Here is a 20,934-nt window from a genome sequence, read left to right as displayed (position 1 = left end):
GTATCGATTTGGCTATAAGGAGAAATAATGCAAAGTTTTGTGAATGAGTTCCTAAAGCCAAGATTAGTAGATATCGAACATATTAGTGTAACACATGCTAAAATTACTCTTGAACCGCTAGAACGTGGTTTTGGCCACACTCTTGGAAATGCTTTGCGTCGAATTTTGTTATCTTCTATGCCTGGTTGTGCAGTAACAGAAGTAGAAATTGAAGGAATACTACATGAATATAGCACCAAGGAGGGGATTAAAGAAGATATTATTGAAATTTTACTTAATTTAAAAGGATTAGCAGTAAAATTGTATGGAAAAGATCAAGTTGTACTTACTTTAAATAAATCTGGTATAGGTATAGTAAAAGCATCTGATATCAATCATAACAGTGATGTGGAAATTGTAAATCCTGAACATGTTATTTGTAATTTAACGTATGAAAATGTTTCAATTGTTATGAGAATAAAAATAGAAAGAGGTAGAGGATATGTTACTGCATCTTCTAGAATGAATTTAATAGATAGAGAACATTCTATAGGAAAATTATTAGTAGATGCATGTTATAGCCCAATAGAACGGATCGTATATAATGTAGAAGCTGCTAGAGTAGCACAAAGGACTGATTTAGATAAACTCGTAATAGAAATGAAAACTAATGGTACTATTGATCCTGAAGAAGCTATTCGGAGAGCTGCTACTATTTTATCGGACCAGTTAGAGGCATTTGTAGACTTGCGAGATATTCGCGAACCAGAAGTTAAAGAGGAAAAACCAGAATTTGAACCCATTTTACTTCGTTCAGTTGATGATTTAGAATTAACCGTAAGATCTGCAAATTGTTTGAAAGCGGAATTGATACGTTACATTGGAGATTTAGTTCAAAAAACAGAAGTGGAACTGCTTAAAACTCCTAATTTAGGAAAAAAATCTTTAACTGAAATTAAAGATGTATTAGCAGCGAGAAATTTATCTTTAGGAATGCATTTGAATAATTGGCCTCCTATAAGTATTTTGGATGATTAATTAGGATGATATTTTTAGTTTGTATTTAAAGGTTATATTTTTATGAGACATAGAAAAATTGGTCGAAAGTTTAATAGAAGTAGTACTCATGTAAGATCTATGTTAAATAACATGGTATGTTCATTATTAAATTATGAAGTGATAAAAACAACAGTATCTAAAGCCAAAGAATTACGGCGTATAGTAGAACCTTTGATAACTCGATCTAAAATTGATTCTATTGCTAACAGACGTCTTGTATTTTCTAAAATTCGAAATAATGATGTAGTTACAAAGTTGTTTGTGGATTTAGGTCCACATTTTTTAAATAGATTAGGAGGATATACTAGAGTATTAAAATGTGGTTATCGTGTTGGTGATAAAGCACCCATGGCGTATATTCAACTAATAAATAGATCAAAAAATGTAGAATTATCCAAGAAAATAAAATAATGCATGTTTCATATGATATCTTATATTGGAACAAGGATTATTTATTTTTTAATAACAGACGGCGTGGTATGCCGTTTGTGTTTTTAAATAAATAAAATACATAATTAGTTGTTTATAAATATTAATAAGATATTATAGTGTACGTGTTCAAATATCTATATATTTTTATATTATAAATAATAATATTGCATAATTTTGTGCTTAAAATATATTAACAGTATAATACATTCATATTATATGTTAATATATTTTGCTCTGATAAATTTGTATAAAAAACTCTCTAATTTTAGTTAAAATTAGAGAGTTTTTTATACAAATTTTAATAAAAAATTTATATTAATTACTAATTTTTTTAAATTTTAATAAATAGTGTAATTATATTAGCAATATATTTTAGCAATATTATTATATTTTCGCTATGTTACATATTAATTATGAAACTATAATTTACAGTTATAGTACATAATTAGTTAGAAGTAATAGTTTTTTATTTATTTTAATATAATTATATTTGGTTTTTATATTTAAATTAATCGTATATTAGGGGCAAACCAATGATTTTTAGAATTATTTAGGTCATATGCATTTATCACTTTTTTTCCAGGAAGTTGAATGTGCGTAATGTTAAGTATATTTTTTTTAGTTTGTATTTGTAATCCATTCTTATTAATCAATATAATTTCTCCTGCGCAATATAGATTTATATTTTTTTGTATAATAACATTAGCTTTCCATACTTTAATATGTTCTTTTTTTATTTTAAAGAAACTTATTGGCCATGGATTAAAAGCTCTTATACATTGCTCCAATGTTTTTGCGTCTTTCAGCCAATTTAATTGCGCGTCTTGTTTTTTTATTTTATGAGAATAAGTTGTTAATTTACTTTGAACAATAGCATTATATTGTCCTAATTCTAACTTTGTTAGTATAAATAATATTGCTTGACATCCTATTTTGCTTAATTTATTTTGTAAGCTTTGACTTGTGTCAAATTTTTCTATTTTGCAAGACATTGAATATAATATTTTCCCAGTATCAATCCCTTCATCCATTTGTATAATAGTTATTCCAGTCATCAAATCTCCATTTAAAATTGCTGATTGTACTGGTGCTGCGCCTCTCCATCTAGGAAGTAATGAAGCATGGATGTTAATACATCCTAGTGAGAATATGTTTAATATGTTTTTTGGAATAATTAAACCGTATGAAACAACTATCATTAAATTAGCATGAAGTTTATATAATTGATTATACAGTATGGAATTGTTTAAATTTTCTGGCTGAAAAACTGGAATGTTATATTTTTTAGCTGTTTTTTTTACTGGAGATTCAATTATTTTTTTGCCGCGCCCAGAAGGTCGATCTGGTTGTGTGATAACTCCAACAATTTTATATTTGTAATATATTAATTGTTTTAGGTGTTGTTCAGAAAAGTTCGAGGTTCCTGAAAAAACAATTTTTAATTTTTTTTTTTAGAAAATAAAGTATTATTAACAATCATAATTTTTATTATTTTTTAGAATTTGTGTTTGAATTTTAATTTTTTCAATATCAGATAAGTAGTCTATAAGCAATTTTCCGACTAAATGATCTATTTCGTGTTGAATACAAATGGCTAGGAGTGAAGTTGCTTCTATTGTAATTTTTTTCCCGAAGTAATTTAAAGCCGTTACAACAATAGCTGATGATCTAGGTATTAGGGCTTGATAACTTGGAATGGATAAGCATTTCTCTTCTATACTGGTATTACCACTTTTTTTAACTATTTTAGGATTTATTAGTGCTAGTGGTTTTTTTGATTTTGTAATATTACTAATTACTATAATTTGCAATGGAATGTTTACCTGAGTCGCAGCAAGTCCAATTCCATTTTTAAAATACATAGTTTCAAACATGTCGTTAATAGTTTTTTGAATTGATTGATTAATTTTTATGATTGGTTTTGCAATTGTTCGAAGTCGATTATTTGGATATGTTAAAATTTTAAGAATAGACATAGTTATTTTAAATATTTGTATTTTTAATTTAATATTAATTTGTATTATAAACATTTTTTTTTGAATTAAAAGTTAAAGATAGTTTTTTTTATTGTGTTGTTAGTTGGATAAAGTATTACAAAAGAACTATACTAACTAAGTAGTACGGTATATTGCAAAAGCAATAATTCCAAAATAGTAGGAATCGTTTAAATGCATTTTTATTAACATTTTGAGCAATAGGTTTATTAATTTTGAAACAAAATATAATGGTAAATAGTTCATCATTATTGGAATGTATAAAAAGATTAAAAAATAGCGATGTTATAGCTTATCCGACAGAATCAGTCTTCGGATTAGGATGTGATCCAAATAATAAGAATGCAGTAGAAAAGTTACTTCAATTAAAAAATAGAAAGTGGAGTAAAGGATTTATATTAGTCGCGTCTTGTTATAGTCAAATTAAGTCATATATTTCTGAGTACAAATTGTCTTTTTATCATAAAAATATCATGTCAAATAGTTGGCCTGGACCTATTACTTTTTTAGTACCAGCGAAGTCTTCAGTGCCATATTGGTTAACTGGAAAATCTAAATTTTTAGCAGTTCGTATTAGTTCACATATTTCTATTCGAAAGTTGTGCGATACGTTTGGAAGAGCCATAATATCTACTAGTGCTAATCGTTCTGGTTTAGCCCCGTGTAGAACACATGAAGAAGTTATAGAACAATTTGGAAAACATTTTCCAATTTTTTACGGAATGTTAGGTAATAACATTCGTCCTTCTAAAATTATAAATCTTATGAATGGGAAATTGATACGTCGTGCTTAAAAAACATTCAAGTGAATTTTCAGTTTTTGGAAATCCTATTAATCACACAAAATCACCTTATATCCATTGGTTATTTTCTAAACAAACCGGAGTGTTTCACAGTTATGATTATACATTAGTTCCATTGGACAAATTTAGAAAATTTATAGTTCATTTTTTCTTGTTTCAAGGTATTGGAGCTAATGTAACTGTTCCATTTAAAGAAGAAGCATTTTTGATATCAGACGAATTAACTGATCATGCTAAATCTTCGAAATCAGTTAATACTTTAAAAAAACTTTCAAACGGTAGAATTTTAGGGGATAATACTGATGGAAAAGGTATTTTATATGATTTGCAACGTTTAAAATTTATCAACAAGACTGATAATGTTTTAGTAATAGGTGCTGGAGGTGCTGCCCGCGGAGTAATTTTTTCGCTATTATCTTATGGTTGCAATGTTTTTGTTGTGAATAGAACTATAAATCGCGCAATAAAATTAGTAAATGATTTTAAAAAATTTGGATCTATTTTTATCGTTTCACGTAAAAATATAAAATACAGTTCATTTCATTTGATAATTAATGCTACTTCAAATACGCAAATGAATAGTTATTGGAATTCTATTATTCATTTAATAGATAGAAAAGCTTACTTTTATGATATTAATTATTCCGACAATACGCATACTCACTTTTTATCTTGGTGTATAAATTTTGGTGCGCTTATGTTTTCTGATGGGTTAGGGATGTTAGTAAGTCAAGCTGCATATTCTTTTTATTTGTGGCATGGTATTTTCCCAGAAATTGATTCAGTTATTTTTCAATTGCGAAAACGTTAGTTCTAAATGCTTTTTTATTAACAAATCATTTTATCAAAGTTAAAAATTTGTAAAAAACTCTTGACTCTTTTTTTTCGTTATGTAACATAGATATATAGAACGTAAAATTTAAATTATTATATTAATTTAATATTTTATTTTTTTAATTGAAGTCCCCTTCGTCTAGAGGATTAGGACATCGCCCTTTCACGGCGGTAACAGGGGTTCGAATCCCCTAGGGGACAGTTTTTAAAATATTAAAATTATTTGTATACTATATAATTGTAATATGTTATCCTTAATTTTATTTGTACAATATTCGTAAATATTTTATATTAAATAGTAAGTTAAGCTCTTTAAAAATTCGGACGCAAGAAAATTTATATTAAATGATAAAAGTAGACATCTGTGGGTTGTAAGGTTAAGCATAAAAGCGTATATGGTGGATGCCTTGGCAGTCAGAGGCGAAGAAGGACGTGCTAATCTGCGAAAAGTATCGGTAAGTTGATATGACACGTTATAAGCCGGTAATGTCCGAATGGGGAAACCCGACACTATTAAAACAGTGTCATTGTTAATTAAATTCATAGATTAACAAAGCAAACCGAGGGAACTGAAACATCTAAGTACCTCGAGGAAAAGAAATCAAATGAGATTCCCTAAGTAGTGGCGAGCGAAAAGGGAAAAGCCTAGAACATAATTATATATTATCTCTTAGTAGAATTATTTGGAAAAATATACAATATAAGGTGATAGTCCTGTATACGAAAATTGCTATTATATAAGTTCGAGAAGTAGGGCGGGACACGAGAAATCCTGTCTGAATATAGGGGGACCATCCTCTAAGGCTAAATACTCCTGACTGACCGATAGTGAACTAGTACCGTGAGGGAAAGGCGAAAAGAACCCCGGTTAGGGGAGTGAAATAGAACCTGAAACCGTATACGTACAAGCAGTAGGAGCCTTGTTTTTAAGAGGTGACTGCGTACCTTTTGTATAATGGGTCAGCGACTTGTATTCTGTAGCAAGGTTAACCGATTTTAAAATAGGGGAGCCGTAGGGAAACCGAGTCCTAAATAGGCGATTTTAGTTTCAGGATACAGACCCGAAACCCGGTGATCTAGCCATGAGCAGGTTGAAGGTTAGGTAAAACTAACTGGAGGACCGAACCGACTGATGTTGAAAAATCAGCGGATGACTTATGGTTAGGGGTGAAAGGCCAATCAAACCGGGAGATAGCTGGTTCTCCCCGAAAGCTATTTAGGTAGCGCCTCGTGAATTCATCTTCGGGGGTAGAGCACTGTTTCGGTTAGGGGGCCATCCTGGCTTACCAATCCGATGCAAACTCCGAATACCGTAGAATGTTATCACGGGAGACACACAGCGGGTGCTAACGTTCGTTGTGGAAAGGGAAACAACCCAGACCGCCAGCTAAGGTCCCAAAATCATAGTTAAGTGGGAAACGATGTGGGAAGGCATAAACAGCCAGGATGTTGGCTTAGAAGCAGCCATCATTTAAAGAAAGCGTAATAGCTCACTGGTCGAGTCAGCCTGCGCGGAAGATGTAACGGGGCTAAATTATGTACCGAAGCTGCGGCAATAAAGTTATATATTTATTGGGTAGGGGAGCGTTCTGTAAGCCGATGAAGATATATTGTAAAGTATGTTGGAGGTATCAGAAGTGCGAATGCTGACATGAGTAACGATAAAATGGGTGAAAAACCTATTCGCCGAAATACCAAGGTTTCCTGTCCAACGGTAATCGAGGCAGGGTAAGCCGATACCTAAGGTGAGGCCGAAAGGCGTAATCGATGGATAACAGGTTAATATTCCTGTGCTTAGTATTATTGTGAAGGGGGGACGAAGGAGGTTAAGTTAACCAGGCGACGGTTGTCCTGGCTTAAGCGTGTAGGTATGAAAATTAGGCAAATCCGGTTTTCTTTAATCTGAGGCGTAATGACGAACTACTATATTGTAGTGAAGTAACTGATACCATGCTTCCAAGAAAAGCCTCTAAACTATAAAATAATATTAAATCGTACCCAAAACCGACACAGGTGGTTAAGTAGAGCATACTAAGGCGCTTGAGAGAACTCGGGTGAAGGAACTAGGCAAAATAGTGCCGTAACTTCGGGAGAAGGCACACTGATATTAGGTGCATAAAATTTACTTTTATAAGCTGAAATCAGTCTAAGATAACGGCTGGCTGCAACTGTTTATTAAAAACACAGCACTGTGCAAACACGAAAGTGGAAGTATACGGTGTGACGCCTGCCCGGTGCCGGAAGGTTAATCGAAGGAGTTAAGGGAAACCTAAAGCTCTAGACTGAAGCCCCGGTAAACGGCGGCCGTAACTATAACGGTCCTAAGGTAGCGAAATTCCTTGTCGGGTAAGTTCCGACCTGCACGAATGGCGTAATGATGGCCAGGCTGTCTCCACCCGAGACTCAGTGAAATTGAAATTGCTGTGAAGATGCAGTGTACCCGCGGCAAGACGGAAAGACCCCGTGAACCTTTACTATAGCTTGATACTGAATATTAATTTTTAATGTGTAGGATAGGTGGGAGACTGTGAATTTTAGACGCTAGTTTAAGTGGAGTCGACCTTGAAATACCACCCTTTAATAGTTAATCTTCTAATCTAATTCCGTAATCCGGTATAGAGACAGTGTCTGGTGGGTAGTTTGACTGGGGCGGTCTCCTCCTAAAGAGTAACGGAGGAGTACAAAGATTGGCTAATTACGGTTGGACATCGTAAGGTTAGTGCAAAGGCATAAGCCAGTTTAACTGTGAGCGTGATAACGCAAGCAGATGCGAAAGCAGGTCTTAGTGATCCGGTGGTTTCTGTATGGAAAGGCCATCGCTCAACAAATAAAAGGTACTCCGGGGATAACAGGCTGATACCGCCCAAGAGTTCATATCGACGGCGGTGTTTGGCACCTCGATGTCGGCTCATCACATCCTGGGGCTGAAGCAGGTCCCAAGGGTATGGCTGTTCGCCATTTAAAGTGGTACGCGAGCTGGGTTTAGAACGTCGTGAGACAGTTCGGTCCCTATCTGCCGTGGGCGTAGGAAGATTGAGGAGATCTACTTCTAGTACGAGAGGACCGAAGTGGACGCATCTCTGGTGTTCGGGTTGTCATGCCAATGGCATTGCCCGGTAGCTAAATGCGGAAAAGATAAGTGCTGAAAGCATATAAGTACGAAACTTGCTCCAAGATTAGTCTTCCCTGAAACATGTTAATGTTGACTGAAGGGACGTTGAAGATTACGACGTTGATAGGCTGGGTGTGTAAGCATAGTAATATGTTGAGCTAACCAGTACTAATGACCCGAGAGGCTTAATCTTACAACACCAGAGATGTTTAAATAATCTTTTAAATATTTATTTCTTGTAATCCGATTTTGATTATTTAAATATCAATATATTCAATATTCAAATATTTTAAACAACCTGGTAAAAATAGTGTTATGGTACCACCTGAAACCATGTCGAACTCAGAAGTGAAACATTTCAACGCCGATGGTAGTACAGGGATTCCCTGTGTGAGAGTAGGAAATTGCCAGGTTGTAAAAATCCGAATTATTTCGGATTTTTTTTTATATATAATTTTGAAATCAATATAAAATAGTATTATATTGTGTAACATAACACATTAAAAAATAGATTAGTATTTATCTGAAATAGATAATGCTTTGTCTATTTGCTTGAGTTTAATATTTTTATTTTTTTGTATCAATAATGTTTTATTAAAGTTAAAAATAAAATAATCAATCATCGTTGTACTAGCTTGTTACTTAAGTTTAGTGTATATTTTCATTTGAAGGTAATATAGATGTCTAAGATTAAAGGTAATGTGAAGTGGTTTAATGAATCTAAAGGGTTTGGTTTCATTACTCCTGAAGATGGAAGCAAAGATGTTTTCGTTCATTTTTCAGCTATCCAAAGCAACGGATTTAAAACTTTATCAGAAGGTCAAAGTGTTGAATTCGAAATTACCGAAGGAGCAAAAGGGCCATCAGCGGCTAATGTTATTAGTTTATAATATTTGTTAAGATCGTTATAAATATTTTAAATTTTGTAATGCAGCTTATTGCTGCATTACATATTTTAAATATTTATAAAAAATACAGGATGTTTTATTTTTGATATAAACATTTTATTTTATGGAAATATATTGTTTTAAAATTGTATTTATAGTACCATTCGAACTATGTTAATGTTGCTTAGTTCGTGATATAAGTTTTCTATTTGTTCGAAATTACTAGCAAAAATTGTGATAGAAACAGATAGATAATTTCCTTTATTGCTAGATTTTATTTGTGGAGTATAATCACCTGGCAATTTACATTGAATTACTTTTACTATTTGATCGATCAGTTCAGGTTGAGCTAATCCAATCACTTTATAAGTAAATAAACAAGGAAATTGTAACATTTTTTCAAGTTTATTTTTCATATCCGTTCCTATGTTTAGATTTTGTAATATTTTATTTTACTAATAGACAGTAGACAATTTCTATTTTTAGAAACAGTTATATTTATAGCTTTATTACTTTATTAGCATTTTACTATTGTGAAGATAAAATTAATGTATAGATTAGTGTAAAAACTAGTTTATAAACATTTTAGTTATTCTTATAACTACAAAATGTTACATTAATTTAATATTAAATGATAAATTTTTTATATTAAACAACAAAGATGAATAGGTTTTTTGTATACAATAATTTTTAAAAAATGCATAATATCTTATTTTTTTAATAATGTTATTTTAGTTACTTTAATTGTTTTATTATATTACTTTAAAATCCGTAATATTATAGCATGGATGTTTTAATATAAACATGAATTATATATATATAATGTAATTTTTCTCGTTTTAAAAGATAATTATCATGTTGAATATATTTAACTCTTTTACTCAAAAATATGAAACGTTAAAATTGGGTTTAGATAAAAAAATTAAAATGTACGTATGCGGTGTGACTGCATATGATTTTTGTCATGTTGGTCATGGTCGAACTTTTGTTTTTTTTGATGTAGTATCACGTTATTTGCGTTATTGTGGTTATGATTTACAATATGTGCGTAATATTACAGATATTGATGACAAAATTATTTTTCAATCTATGAAAAATAATGAGACTATTTTAGATTTATCTAATCGTATGATCGATCAAATGAATAAGGATTTTTTAGATTTAAATATTATTAGTCCAGACTATGAACCTCGTGCTACAGAGAACATAGATATTATTATTCAGTTTATTATAAAATTATTAAAGAATGACTATGCATATATATCAAATAATGGCGATGTAATATTTTCTATTGATAGATATCCAAGTTATGGGTTACTTTCTCGTCAATGTATAAATAGATTAAAAGTTGGAGTACGTATATCTAAAAATATGAATAAGCGTAATCCACTAGATTTTGTTTTATGGAAAGTCGCGAAAACAAATGACGCATGTTTTTGGAATTCTCCATGGGGTAAAGGACGTCCTGGGTGGCATATTGAATGTTCGTCTATGAGTACATCTATTTTTAAAGATAGAATTGATATTCATGGTGGAGGAAAGGATTTATTGTTTCCTCATCATGAAAATGAATTTGCACAATCAAGTTGTATTAATAGAGAATTTTCTGTGGGTCACTGGATACATACTGAACTGGTTATTACTAAAAATCAAAAAATGTCTAAATCTTTAGGAAATGCTTTTCTTTTAAAAGATCTTTTAGCTCAATATGACTCGGAGAGTATTCGTTTTTTTTTACTGTCAACGCATTATCGTCATCCTTTACATTTTTGCGAAAAAAATTTAAATAAATCTAATCAATTACTGCAAAAGTTATATTTATCTTTAAGAAATATTGATTTTTCTATACCATGTGATATAGATTATTATTTGTTTAAAGTAGAATTTCATGCGGCGTTAGATAATGATTTTAATACTCCTAGCGCTTTATCTATATTATCTAAAATATCTCATAAAATAAATGTTTTAAAGTTAAGATATGATAAAAATGATAATAAAATTTTAATGTTAGCTAATGAATTGAGGGAGTTAGGTAGTATTTTGGGTATTTTGTTAAAAGATCCTGAGGATTTTTTAAAAAAAACTAATCAATTGTGTTCTGATGAAATAAGCAATATTAATTTTTTAATAAAAGAGCGAGAAGAAGCGCGCAAAAGAAAAAACTGGATCAAATCGGATAAAATAAGAAGACATTTATTAAATTTAGGTATTGTTTTAGAAGATTCAAAATGTAACACTTTTTGGAGAAAAGTGAAATAATTTTGATAACGGTACAATTTTGTAGATTTTATTTAATGTTTTAAATGAAATTATATTCTATACAAGCTTTTAAAGTATTTTGTAGTAATGTTGCTACAGTCATAGGTCCAACTCCTCCTGGAACAGGGGTTATGTATGATGCATTTAAAATAGCTGATTCGAAATCTACATCCCCTACTATTGTCCCGTTTCTAAGTCTATTAATTCCTACATCAATTATTATCGCTCCTGGTTTAATCCATTTTCCTTTTAAAAATTTTTCTTGTCCTATTGCAATGACTATTAAGTCCGCTTGTTTAATAAAGTTTTTAAGATTTGTTGTAAATCTATGAGTAATCGTAGTGGTACAACCAGATAACAATAGCTCTAAATTCATTGGTCGACCAACTGTATTAGAAGCTCCTATTATAACAGCATGTAAACCTTTTATATTAATTTTATAATATTTTAACATTGTAATTATCCCTAATGGAGTACAAGGACGTAATCTGGGAATTTTTTGGCATAAACAACCTATATTGTAAGGATGAAATCCATCTACGTCTTTATTTGGATTAATTTTGTTAAATACATTTTTAATATTAATATGCTTAGGGATAGGTAATTGTATTAAAATTCCATCAATATTAGAGTCTTGATTTAAAATGTTTATCAGATTAATTATTTTGTTTTCTTGAACATTTTCAGAAAAGTGCCATATTTTTGAAAAAAATCCTGCTTTTTTACAGGCTATATTTTTTTTATCAACATAAATTTCTGATGCTATATGGTTTCCTATTAATATTACTGCTAGTCCTGGTGGTCTTTTTCCTTCTTTTATTCTTTGATTTACCTGTTTTTTTATTTTTGTTTGTATTTTATTGGAGATTTTTTGTCCGTTTAGAATTTTTTTAAACATTAAATGAACTCGATTTAATTTTTTTATTTATTTTTTTTAGAAATAAAAAAAAGTGTTCTGTTAATAAAATTAATGGTATATAATATTATTATAAGGTATATATTGGAATATGAATATATTTTATTTTTTTAATAATTAATTTTTTATAAAATGAGTAATTGCATTTTTTATAATTTTTAGTGAAAATTGCGCTCTTAGCTCAGTTGGATAGAGCAACGGCCTTCTAAGCCGTAGGTCATAGGTTCAAATCCTATAGAGCGCAAGAAAATATTAAATAAGATATATGTATAAATTATTTTTATAAAAATATTATTAATCTAAGATATTTTTAATTTCTTCATTAATTTCTGATATAGTTTTAGTCCCATCTATAGTATAAAATTTAATTTTTCTTATAATTGAGCTTTTATTAAAGTAATTTATAAGGGGTATTGTAAATTTTTTATACTCTTCTAATCTTGTATTAATAATTAATTCATTGTCGTCATATCTATGAGCAATATTTTTATAATTTGTGCTTTTGAGAGATTGATTTTTGTCTTCTATATTACCATTTATTGTTTCTAATATTGAGTTCATTCTTCTTTTTTGAACGCGTTTTAAAATCATTTCATTTGGTATTTTTAATTCAAAAATATAATTAATAAGTATTTTTTCTTTTTTAATTATTTGTGCTTGAGATATAGTTCGTGGAAATCCGTCGAGCACGAATCCTGAATCACAATTTATTTTAGAAATACTGTTTTTTACTAGTGTTGTGACTATATTGTCTGAAATTAATTTTCCATTATGAATGGTATATTTAATTTTTTTGCTTATTAAAGTGTCATTTTGTATTAATTTTCTTAATATTTCTCCAGTGGATATGATTGGAATACGATATCGTTTTGCAATGAATTTAGCTTGCGTTCCTTTTCCTGATCCTGGCGCTCCAAGTAAAACAATACGCATTTTTATACCTTTAGAGTTTAAAAAATTTGTTTTAATTGTTAATAATTAATATAAATGAATATTATAAGTGTACATTTTGTATTTGGTTGTTAATTGCAATTTATTAAAAAATTATTTATTCTAGTTATAAATTTACTAGGATTTTCTAAAGTGTTTTTTTCTGCAAGAAGCGATTGATCAAATAATATTTTTATCCAGTTTTTCATTTTTTCTTCGTTTTGTTCTTTATTGATTTTTTGAATTAATTCATGTTTTGGGTTGATTTCGAAAATATATTTTATTTTAGGGACAGATTGCCCTGCAGCAGAAAAAAGCTTTGCCATTTGAGTAGTCATATCATGAGAATCTGTAATAACCATGGCAGGAGTATGTGTTAACTTATAAGTAAATCTTACATCTTTTATTTTGTTTTTTAGTATATTTCTTATTTTATCTAATAGAGATTCCATATTGGAATGTAAATTTTTTTGTAGCTCATTAGAATTTTCGTTTAATTTTTCAATAGATTCATCGTGTTTACTAATCGATTGGAATAATTTTCCATCAAATTCAGTTAAATAATTCATCATCCATTCATCAATTTTGTCAACAAGCAATAATACGTCGATGTTTTTTCGTTTAAAAAATTCTAGATGAGGACTATTTATGGCTGAAGAGTAGCTATCTGCTGTAATAAAATAAATTTTTTCTTGCTTTTCACTCATGTTATCAATGTACTTTCTTAAGGAAATCATATTTTCCGAAGAATTTTGTTTCATGGAATAAAATCGTAAAATATTAGCAATTAGATCGCGATTTTTAGGGTCTTCAGCAGGACCTTCTTTTAATATTAGACCAAATTGAGACCAAAATAATTTGTAAGAATCAATATTTTTAGAAAGGTCATGTAGCAGTTTTAGCACTCTTTTTGTTAGTATTGTTTTTAATTTTGAAATAATTTCATGATTTTGTAATATTTCTCGAGAAACATTTAATGGTAAATTGTCTGAATCAATGATACCTTTTACAAATCGTAAATAGTTGGGTAAAAATTGTTCTGCATTATCCATGATGTATATGCGTTTTACATATAGTTTTAAACCATGTTTATTGTCTTTATTCCAGATATCCCAAGCTGATTTTGAAGGAATGAATAGTAAAATTGTATATTCTTGAATACCTTCTACTTTGTTATGAGTCCATATGATTGGGTCATTAGAATCGTTAGTAAGTTGTTTATAAAAATTTTTGTATTCCTCATCTGTTATTTCAGATTTTTTTAAAGTCCATAATGCTTTTGCTTGATTTATTTGTTCCCATTCACTCATTTTTGTCTTTTCGTTGTACACATTAATTTCTATTGGAACAGAAATATGATTGGAATATTTATTAATAATATTTTTTATATTCCATAGTTCTAAAAAACAAGTGTCTTGTGATTTTAAATATAAAGTTATTTTTGTCCCCCTGTGTTTTTTATTGATTTTGCTAACTTCGTATTTTCCTTTTCCTTCAGATTCCCATAACACACCTTCACTTTCATTTAAACCACCAAATCTGCTTTTTACTGTTATTTTTTTAGACACAATGAATGCTGAATAGAATCCTACTCCAAATTGTCCAATAAAATTATTTTTTTCTTGAATAGATTTTTCGCAAGATTTTAAAAATAACTTTGTTCCAGATTTTGCTATCGTGCCTAGATTATCAATTATTTCTTGGTATGTCATTCCTATCCCATTGTCACTAATTGTTAGACTATTGTTTTTTTTATCTATATATAGTCTAATATGTAATTTTGTATCTTTTTCGTATAGTTCTGGTGAAGATATAGATTTAAATTTTAATTTATCAATAGCATCTGATGCATTAGAAATTAGTTCTCTTAAAAATATTTCTTTATTAGAATATAGAGAATGAATCATTAAATGCAGTATTTTATTAGTTTCTGATTGAAATTCATGTATTTCTTTTTTATTTGAATTCATAAAAAATCTCTTGATAAGTATGAATAATGTTTTTTTAATGTAACTTATATTAAGTGTAAATATTGTGATAGATGTGTGTTATAGAAGTTAATAGAAAGTTATTTTTATTATTAATATAAGAATTTTAACTTTGGTTTAATCTTATAAGTTGGGTGTTTTATAGCCTACTTTGCAATTTTATGTTGTAATTTATGATATAAAAATTATTTATTGATATAATTTATATTTTAAAAAGTAACATTTAGTTCGTTGGAAAATGGTATATCTGACGAAATAGAGGACATTTTTTGTTTTTGCAATTCTGATATACGTCTTACTGCGTCATTAAAAGCTGCTACTATTAAATCTTCTAATATATCTTTTTCATGTTGTACTATTAGTGTTGAGTCTATTTCTATTTTTTTACAATTATTTGCGCCAATTAATGTTACTTTTACAACTCCCGCTCCAGACTCTCCAGTGACTTCTATAGTAGATACTTCTTTTTGTATCTGTGCTACTTTTTTTTGCATTTCTTTTGCTTGTTGCATTAAACCATTTAGTCCGTTTTTAGAAAACATTTTTAATTTCCTATTATGATTATAACTATTAAGAATATTTAATGTTAATAACTAATATCATTATATGTCATATATGCTGTGTATTTAATAATTTTATAAAATAAAATTAATATTTGTATAAAATTTTGTAATAGAAAAATAATTATTACATTAATTAATATGCTAAAGCCTTTTAATTTTTTTAAACTACATCAATGTTTATTGGAGTAGTGTTAAGATTCAATACACGTAATAAAATCATTTCTGCTCCAATATTTAAATTAGGAGCCATATTTAGTTCTTTTCTACCTTTTAATATAGTTTGATAATATAATTGGATATCAACGTATTTAGATTTTTTTGAAATATAATATATTTTTTTGTTTTCTATTTCGTCTTCGCAAAATAAATAATTTTTACTTATTTTTGGAAATACTTTAAATATAGCTATTTGATACAATAATTTAAGAATTTCTATTAATATGCATTCCCAGTTTACGTCAATTGTATGAATATACTCTAATGATGACAATATTTTTTTAGAATCTTTTTTTAGTAATGCTAAAGTTATATTTAATATTTGATTGCTGTCTAATCTTCCTAACATATTTTTTACAATTTGAGTTGAGACTTTTTCATTTCCCATAGAAATTGCTTGCTCTGTTAAATTTAATGCATCTCTCAAACTACCCCTAGATTCTATAGATAGTAGTTTTATTGCTTCATATTCAAAAAATATATTTTCTTTAGATAGTATGTATTTAATTTGTTTGATAATGGCAATTGTACTAATAGACTTTAGTTGAAAATGCAAACAACGCGATAAAATAGTTTTTGGTACTTTTTCTAAATTAGTTGTTGCTAGAATAAATTTTATATGTTTTGGTGGTTCTTCAATTATTTTTAAGAGGGAATTAAAACTATGTTTTGATAACATATGAATTTCATCTATCAAATAAATTTTAAATCTTCCTTTTGTTGGTAGGTAATTAACATTATTTAATAGTTCTTTCATATCTTCTATTTTAGTTCGTGATGCTGCATCTACTTCAAATAAGTCAATGAATTTTCCTGTTTCAATTTCTTTACAATTTGAACATGTTCTGCATGGAACGTGTGTAACTCCTGTTTCGCAACTTAAACTTTTAGCTAGTAACCTAGAAATTGTAGTTTTTCCAGTTCCGCGAGTGCCGTAAAATAACCATGTATGATGTATGCGTCCTAATTTTAATCCATTGCATATAGCAGTAATGATATATTTTTGTTCGATAACATCATTAAATTCTTGAGGTCTCCATTTATTAGCTAGAATTTGATAATTCATTATTACAATTTTAATCTAAATAGAATGAATAATATTAACATATATTATATTTATAAAAAAGATTTTAAAAAAGAATAGTTTCAGTTAGTTGTTATAAAATATTTATTTTTTTTATGAAAAATATTTGTTATTAATAAAAAATTCATATATAATTAGTTTAGAGAATTCTCTGTTGGTATCTAGTACTGTAGTCTTAAAAAACTGGTCAGGACTGGAAAGTAGCAGCCATATTAAGTAATGCAGGTACTATGTTATTGCTAACAGAGATTCTAGTTAAGTTCAATGTTACAATTTTTATTTTTTAATTTTGATGTCTGTACATTTTCCAGTAATATTTTTTTTTATTTATTAAATAATCGTGTGATCCTTTTTCAACAATTTTACCTTGATTAAAAACTATTATTTTATCTGCGTTTTTTATTGTTGATAATCTATGTGCAATTACTATCAATGTAGTGTAATGTTTTATAGAAGCCAGTATGGTTTGTATTTTTTTTTCGGTTTCTAGATCTATATTAGCAGTAGCTTCATCTAATATTAATATTTTTGGAATGGATACTAGAATTCTAGCAATAGATAATAGTTGTTTTTGTCCTATAGATATTTTATTTCCATTTTCTCCTAGACATGAGTGTATTCCTTTTGGCATAGATTTTACTAATTTAGTGAGATGTACTTGTTCTAAAATATTCCAAACTTTTGATTCAGAAATATTCTTTCCAAAAGCAATGTTTTTCAAAATTGAATCATCTAATATAATTGGATCTTGTTGAACAATAGATATTCCATTACGTAGAACATTGTTACTTAATGAGTTTATATTTCGTTTATCTAAATAAATGTTTCCATGATGGATAGGATAATATCCCATTAAAAGTTGTGCAAGAGTGCTTTTTCCACTTCCTGTGCGTCCTACCAGTGCTATAAATTGCTTTGAAAAAATATGTAAATTAATATTATTTAATGTATTTTTATTATTACTTTCATATTGAAAATTTAAATCTTTAATATGTATTTCCCCTGTTTTTAAGTTTACAAAATCTGTTCCGTATTTTTGTTTGGGAAAATCAAGTAAGTGAAATATTCTTTTTCCTGCTATAATAGATTGCTGTAAAATAGATTGTTGAGAAGCAATAGTAATCAATGGTTCATTAAGACGTCCTAAGTAGGTAATAAAAGCATATAAAGTTCCAATTTCAAAAAATCCTCTGGGGTATGAACTGAATAGCAAAATTAATCCGCATAATATTATAGCTGAAAACAAATTAAGTAAGGGTCTTAGCAGAAAACCATCTAATTTTAATATTTTCATACGATTTAGGTAATGTAGATTACTAGTGTCTTCTATAGATTTTCTAAATTTTTTTTCTAACCCAAATTGCTGTATTACGTTAATTCCATTAATTACTTCATGAAAAGTGTTATAAACTTTTGTAATATACGTTCTAGTCTTTTTTAGAATTGGTTTGCTATAATATTGATATAACAATGTTATTATTGATACTAATGGAAAAATAATTATTGCTATACTAGCCATTCTCCATTCTAAACTAAACATAGTTATTAGTGTAACACTAATTAATATAATACTACGAAACAATGTGGTAACAAAAGTTTCATATAGTTCTTTAATCACTTCTGTATCGCTTGTTACACATGAAATAAACTGCCCGATGGGTTCTTTTCTAAATTGATTAATGGGTAATGTTAATATTGATTGCATCAAGTGAAATCGTAATGTTTCAATAATTTTTATTGATATATTATTAAAAATAATGTCTTGAAAGTAATTAAATAGGACTGATATGATTTGTAAAAATAGGTAAGCTATTATTGTTTTAAATAATATAGAATAACATATATAATGCATAGTTAAACTAGTTTTTATGAAGTTACTAATTAATACAGGACCCAATACTTCAGATATAGAAGATAATAATAAAAAAGAAAATCCTAATGCCATTTTTTTTTTGTAATTTATTCCATAACGTATTAAACGTTTTAATATAGGCCAAAAGTGTACTAAATTTTTAACTACATAAAATTTTATTTTTATTATCATAATTTTTTAAATTCCTAAGTTTTTCTGATATGAATACATGGTGTTATACCATTTTTTTTGTTCTTGAATTAGTTCATTATGTTTTCCTTTTTGTATTATAGTTCCATTTTTTAGAACTATAATATTATTAGCATTGATTAGAGACGATAATCGATGTGTACAAATAATTATTGTACGTTTTTGTTTTATAAAACTATTAAAATTTTTTAATATTTTTGATTCTGTATCACCATCTATTGCTGATAAAGCATTATCTAATATTAATATTTCTGATTTTGCTAATAAAGCACGGGCAATTGAAATTCGTTGTTTTTGTCCACCAGATAACATCATTCCACGTTCTCCTACTTGAGTATTATAACCACAGGGAAAGTTAATGATATCATTATGCAAATGCGCAAGATGAATGACTTGTTCTATTTCTTGTTGAGATGCGTGCATTTTTCCTATCAAAATATTATTATAAATAGTATCTGAAAATAAAAAGGTAGTTTGATCTATTACTGATATTTTTTTTCTCCATTTTCGTATGTTAAAACGAGAAATTGGAATAGAATTATATGATATTTTTCCATTAGATATTGGAAATTGCTGTTGAATTAGTTTTAATAAAGTACTTTTTCCAGATCCAGTTGGTCCACAAATTCCAATTGTTTGACCTGGATAAAGTGAGAAATTAATATTTTTTAAGATCTTTGTTGTACATTTGTAATAGTAAAAACTTTTTATGTTAATGTTTAGTTTTTCCAAGTATGCTGGAATTTTTGCATATTTTTTTTCTTTTAATTTATTTTGATTGAGAATAGATTGTATTCGTTTCCATGCTACACTTCCTCTTTCTACTATATTAAACATCCATGCTAAAGCAAGCATTGGCCAAATCATTAGTCCGAGATATATTATGAAACTAGTTAATTGTCCTATACTAATTATTTTTTTCCAAAACAACCATCCTCCTATAACGATGGCTAGTAAGTTAGATAATGAAATAGATAGATGTATAATTGGATCGAACATAGCGTCAATTTTTGCAACTTTAGTATTTCTTTTTCTTAAATGTTTTAGAATTTTAAAAAATTTTTTTATTCGATATTCTTCTAGACCGAATGATTTAATTAAATCAATACTGCTTAAACTTTCTTGCGTATGGTTAGTTAAGTATGAAAATGCTGTTTGAGCTTCTTGAAAACTATAGTGTATTTTTGTACCTATTTTATTTATTGCTATAACCATAATAGGCATTGGAAGTAGGGAACAAATAGTCAGTTTCCAATTAATGTATATTATCATGGTGGTTAAAATAGATAATCCCATTACTAAAGAATCAATAAGTGTTAAAACCCCTTCTCCTGCTGCGAATACTACTTTATCTACATCGCTAGTAATTCGCGTTATTAAGTCTCCAGTTTTATATTTTAAATAAAATGTTTGATTTTCTTTACTGATGCAATCATAAATTTTTATCCTTAGTTCAGTGGCAAGTCTATAAGCTGCTCCGAATAAAAATATTCTCCACATATATCGAAGCATATAAACTACTATTGCAATAAATAAAATTATTGCAGTCCAAGATAACGTTTGTGTACTATTAATTTCTTTTTTTGTAATAGAATCTATTAGTAATCCTACTAGTTTTGGTGGGAATAATTGTAAAATAGAGATACAAATTAGTAAAAATAGAGCTATTAAATATTGTTTCCATTCTCTTAAAAAATACCAACCTAATTGTTTGAATAAATCCACAAAGAATTCCTAATATTTGAATTAAAATGTTAATCATACATAATGATAAAGCATTTATATTTTATGCATTTTTATTTTTTTTAGTTGATGA

The 20,934-nt window shown here is 28.3% G+C and carries 16 protein-coding genes, 2 tRNA genes, 2 rRNA genes and 1 other RNA gene; 11 read left to right on the top strand and 10 right to left on the bottom strand.

Translation table 11 applies throughout. The annotated features are described in order from the left end of the window. The first annotated feature begins 27 nt into the window (after window positions 1–27). A complete protein-coding gene (rpoA, locus tag U0T55_02280) occupies window positions 28–1,017 on the top strand; it encodes a DNA-directed RNA polymerase subunit alpha (GenBank protein ID XBC42731.1) in 990 nt (329 codons plus the stop codon). A 42-nt stretch (window positions 1,018–1,059) separates the two neighbouring features. Continuing rightward, the gene (gene rplQ, locus U0T55_02275) at window positions 1,060–1,449 is read left to right on the top strand and encodes a 50S ribosomal protein L17 (GenBank protein ID XBC42730.1); all 390 of its coding nucleotides are present in this window, start codon (window positions 1,060–1,062) and stop codon (window positions 1,447–1,449) included. A 524-nt stretch (window positions 1,450–1,973) separates the two neighbouring features. Here the strand turns inward: rplQ and fmt are convergent. Both fmt and def read right to left on the bottom strand, forming a co-directional pair. Beyond that, entirely contained in the window at window positions 1,974–2,906 is a 933-nt protein-coding gene (gene fmt, locus U0T55_02270; protein XBC43077.1) for a methionyl-tRNA formyltransferase, read from the bottom strand. Window positions 2,907–2,939: 33 nt separating this feature from the next. Continuing rightward, a complete protein-coding gene (def, locus tag U0T55_02265) occupies window positions 2,940–3,446 on the bottom strand; it encodes a peptide deformylase (GenBank protein ID XBC42729.1) in 507 nt (168 codons plus the stop codon). Window positions 3,447–3,694: 248 nt separating this feature from the next. On the opposite strand from def, the gene U0T55_02260 reads away from it, so the two are divergent. From U0T55_02260 to cspE, 6 genes are all read left to right on the top strand, one after another. Beyond that, the gene (locus U0T55_02260) at window positions 3,695–4,258 is read left to right on the top strand and encodes a Sua5/YciO/YrdC/YwlC family protein (protein XBC43076.1); all 564 of its coding nucleotides are present in this window, start codon (window positions 3,695–3,697) and stop codon (window positions 4,256–4,258) included. Continuing rightward, window positions 4,251–5,078, top strand: a complete 828-nt coding sequence (gene aroE / locus U0T55_02255) for a shikimate dehydrogenase (GenBank protein ID XBC42728.1) — start codon at window positions 4,251–4,253, stop codon at window positions 5,076–5,078. The genes U0T55_02260 and aroE overlap by 8 nt, the downstream gene beginning before the upstream one ends. A gap of 151 nt (window positions 5,079–5,229) precedes the next feature. After that, window positions 5,230–5,302: transfer RNA gene (locus U0T55_02250), tRNA-Glu, on the top strand. A 174-nt stretch (window positions 5,303–5,476) separates the two neighbouring features. Continuing rightward, window positions 5,477–8,406: ribosomal RNA gene (locus U0T55_02245) — 23S ribosomal RNA — on the top strand. 104 nt (window positions 8,407–8,510) lie between these two features. Beyond that, window positions 8,511–8,626 (top strand): 5S ribosomal RNA (gene rrf / locus U0T55_02240). A 267-nt stretch (window positions 8,627–8,893) separates the two neighbouring features. Then, on the top strand, window positions 8,894–9,103 hold the full coding sequence (cspE, locus tag U0T55_02235) for a transcription antiterminator/RNA stability regulator CspE (protein ID XBC42727.1): 210 nt from the start codon (window positions 8,894–8,896) through the stop codon (window positions 9,101–9,103). A 149-nt stretch (window positions 9,104–9,252) separates the two neighbouring features. On the opposite strand, the gene ybeD is transcribed toward cspE, so the two are convergent. Further along, complete coding sequence (ybeD, locus tag U0T55_02230; GenBank protein XBC42726.1) at window positions 9,253–9,516, bottom strand: DUF493 family protein YbeD; 264 nt, start codon at window positions 9,514–9,516, stop codon at window positions 9,253–9,255. Window positions 9,517–9,955: 439 nt separating this feature from the next. On the opposite strand from ybeD, the gene cysS reads away from it, so the two are divergent. Further along, window positions 9,956–11,359, top strand: coding sequence for a cysteine--tRNA ligase (gene cysS, locus U0T55_02225; protein XBC42725.1), 1,404 nt, complete (start codon window positions 9,956–9,958; stop codon window positions 11,357–11,359). Window positions 11,360–11,399: 40 nt separating this feature from the next. Here the strand turns inward: cysS and folD are convergent, their stop codons facing one another. Further along, window positions 11,400–12,257 carry a bifunctional methylenetetrahydrofolate dehydrogenase/methenyltetrahydrofolate cyclohydrolase FolD gene (gene folD / locus U0T55_02220; protein XBC42724.1) on the bottom strand — a complete coding sequence of 286 codons (858 nt, stop codon included), beginning with the start codon at window positions 12,255–12,257 and terminating at the stop codon, window positions 11,400–11,402. Between the two features lie 188 nt (window positions 12,258–12,445). Between folD and U0T55_02215 the strand changes: the two genes are divergently transcribed. Continuing rightward, window positions 12,446–12,519, top strand: a tRNA-Arg gene (locus tag U0T55_02215). Between the two features lie 50 nt (window positions 12,520–12,569). Here the strand turns inward: U0T55_02215 and U0T55_02210 are convergent. From U0T55_02210 to dnaX, 4 genes are all read right to left on the bottom strand, one after another. Next, window positions 12,570–13,208 carry a nucleoside monophosphate kinase gene (locus U0T55_02210; protein ID XBC42723.1) on the bottom strand — a complete coding sequence of 213 codons (639 nt, stop codon included), beginning with the start codon at window positions 13,206–13,208 and terminating at the stop codon, window positions 12,570–12,572. Between the two features lie 89 nt (window positions 13,209–13,297). Then, window positions 13,298–15,175, bottom strand: coding sequence for a molecular chaperone HtpG (htpG, locus tag U0T55_02205; protein XBC42722.1), 1,878 nt, complete (start codon window positions 15,173–15,175; stop codon window positions 13,298–13,300). 227 nt (window positions 15,176–15,402) lie between these two features. Next, window positions 15,403–15,735 carry a YbaB/EbfC family nucleoid-associated protein gene (locus U0T55_02200; GenBank protein ID XBC42721.1) on the bottom strand — a complete coding sequence of 111 codons (333 nt, stop codon included), beginning with the start codon at window positions 15,733–15,735 and terminating at the stop codon, window positions 15,403–15,405. 181 nt (window positions 15,736–15,916) lie between these two features. Beyond that, on the bottom strand, window positions 15,917–17,038 hold the full coding sequence (gene dnaX / locus U0T55_02195; GenBank protein XBC42720.1) for a DNA polymerase III subunit gamma/tau: 1,122 nt from the start codon (window positions 17,036–17,038) through the stop codon (window positions 15,917–15,919). A 170-nt stretch (window positions 17,039–17,208) separates the two neighbouring features. Here dnaX and ffs point away from each other — a divergent pair. Next, window positions 17,209–17,304: signal recognition particle sRNA small type (ffs, locus tag U0T55_02190), an RNA gene on the top strand. A gap of 35 nt (window positions 17,305–17,339) precedes the next feature. Here ffs and U0T55_02185 read toward each other — a convergent pair. Beyond that, entirely contained in the window at window positions 17,340–19,100 is a 1,761-nt protein-coding gene (locus U0T55_02185; protein XBC42719.1) for a SmdB family multidrug efflux ABC transporter permease/ATP-binding protein, read from the bottom strand. 6 nt (window positions 19,101–19,106) lie between these two features. Then, window positions 19,107–20,843, bottom strand: a complete 1,737-nt coding sequence (locus U0T55_02180; GenBank protein XBC42718.1) for an ABC transporter transmembrane domain-containing protein — start codon at window positions 20,841–20,843, stop codon at window positions 19,107–19,109. Window positions 20,844–20,934 lie beyond the last annotated feature (91 nt).

It is taken from the genome of Buchnera aphidicola (Kaburagia rhusicola ensigallis), from assembly GCA_039830025.1.
GTDB lineage: Bacteria > Pseudomonadota > Gammaproteobacteria > Enterobacterales > Enterobacteriaceae > Buchnera_B > Buchnera_B aphidicola_AW.
This window is presented reverse-complemented; position numbering and strand designations above follow the sequence as displayed.

Excerpts from the sequence above, each read along its gene's own strand:
- rpoA (XBC42731.1), top strand. The coding sequence starts at position 28 with ATGCAAAGTTTTGTGAATGAGTTCCTAAAGCCAAGATTAGTAGATATC.
- rplQ (XBC42730.1), top strand. The coding sequence starts at position 1,060 with ATGAGACATAGAAAAATTGGTCGAAAGTTTAATAGAAGTAGTACTCAT.
- def (XBC42729.1), bottom strand. The coding sequence starts at position 3,446 with ATGTCTATTCTTAAAATTTTAACATATCCAAATAATCGACTTCGAACA.
- U0T55_02260 (XBC43076.1), top strand. The coding sequence starts at position 3,695 with ATGGTAAATAGTTCATCATTATTGGAATGTATAAAAAGATTAAAAAAT.
- cspE (XBC42727.1), top strand. The coding sequence starts at position 8,894 with ATGTCTAAGATTAAAGGTAATGTGAAGTGGTTTAATGAATCTAAAGGG.
- ybeD (XBC42726.1), bottom strand. The coding sequence starts at position 9,516 with ATGAAAAATAAACTTGAAAAAATGTTACAATTTCCTTGTTTATTTACT.
- cysS (XBC42725.1), top strand. The coding sequence starts at position 9,956 with ATGTTGAATATATTTAACTCTTTTACTCAAAAATATGAAACGTTAAAA.
- folD (XBC42724.1), bottom strand. The coding sequence starts at position 12,257 with ATGTTTAAAAAAATTCTAAACGGACAAAAAATCTCCAATAAAATACAA.
- U0T55_02210 (XBC42723.1), bottom strand. The coding sequence starts at position 13,208 with ATGCGTATTGTTTTACTTGGAGCGCCAGGATCAGGAAAAGGAACGCAA.
- htpG (XBC42722.1), bottom strand. The coding sequence starts at position 15,175 with ATGAATTCAAATAAAAAAGAAATACATGAATTTCAATCAGAAACTAAT.
- U0T55_02200 (XBC42721.1), bottom strand. The coding sequence starts at position 15,735 with ATGTTTTCTAAAAACGGACTAAATGGTTTAATGCAACAAGCAAAAGAA.
- dnaX (XBC42720.1), bottom strand. The coding sequence starts at position 17,038 with ATGAATTATCAAATTCTAGCTAATAAATGGAGACCTCAAGAATTTAAT.
- U0T55_02185 (XBC42719.1), bottom strand. The coding sequence starts at position 19,100 with ATGATAATAAAAATAAAATTTTATGTAGTTAAAAATTTAGTACACTTT.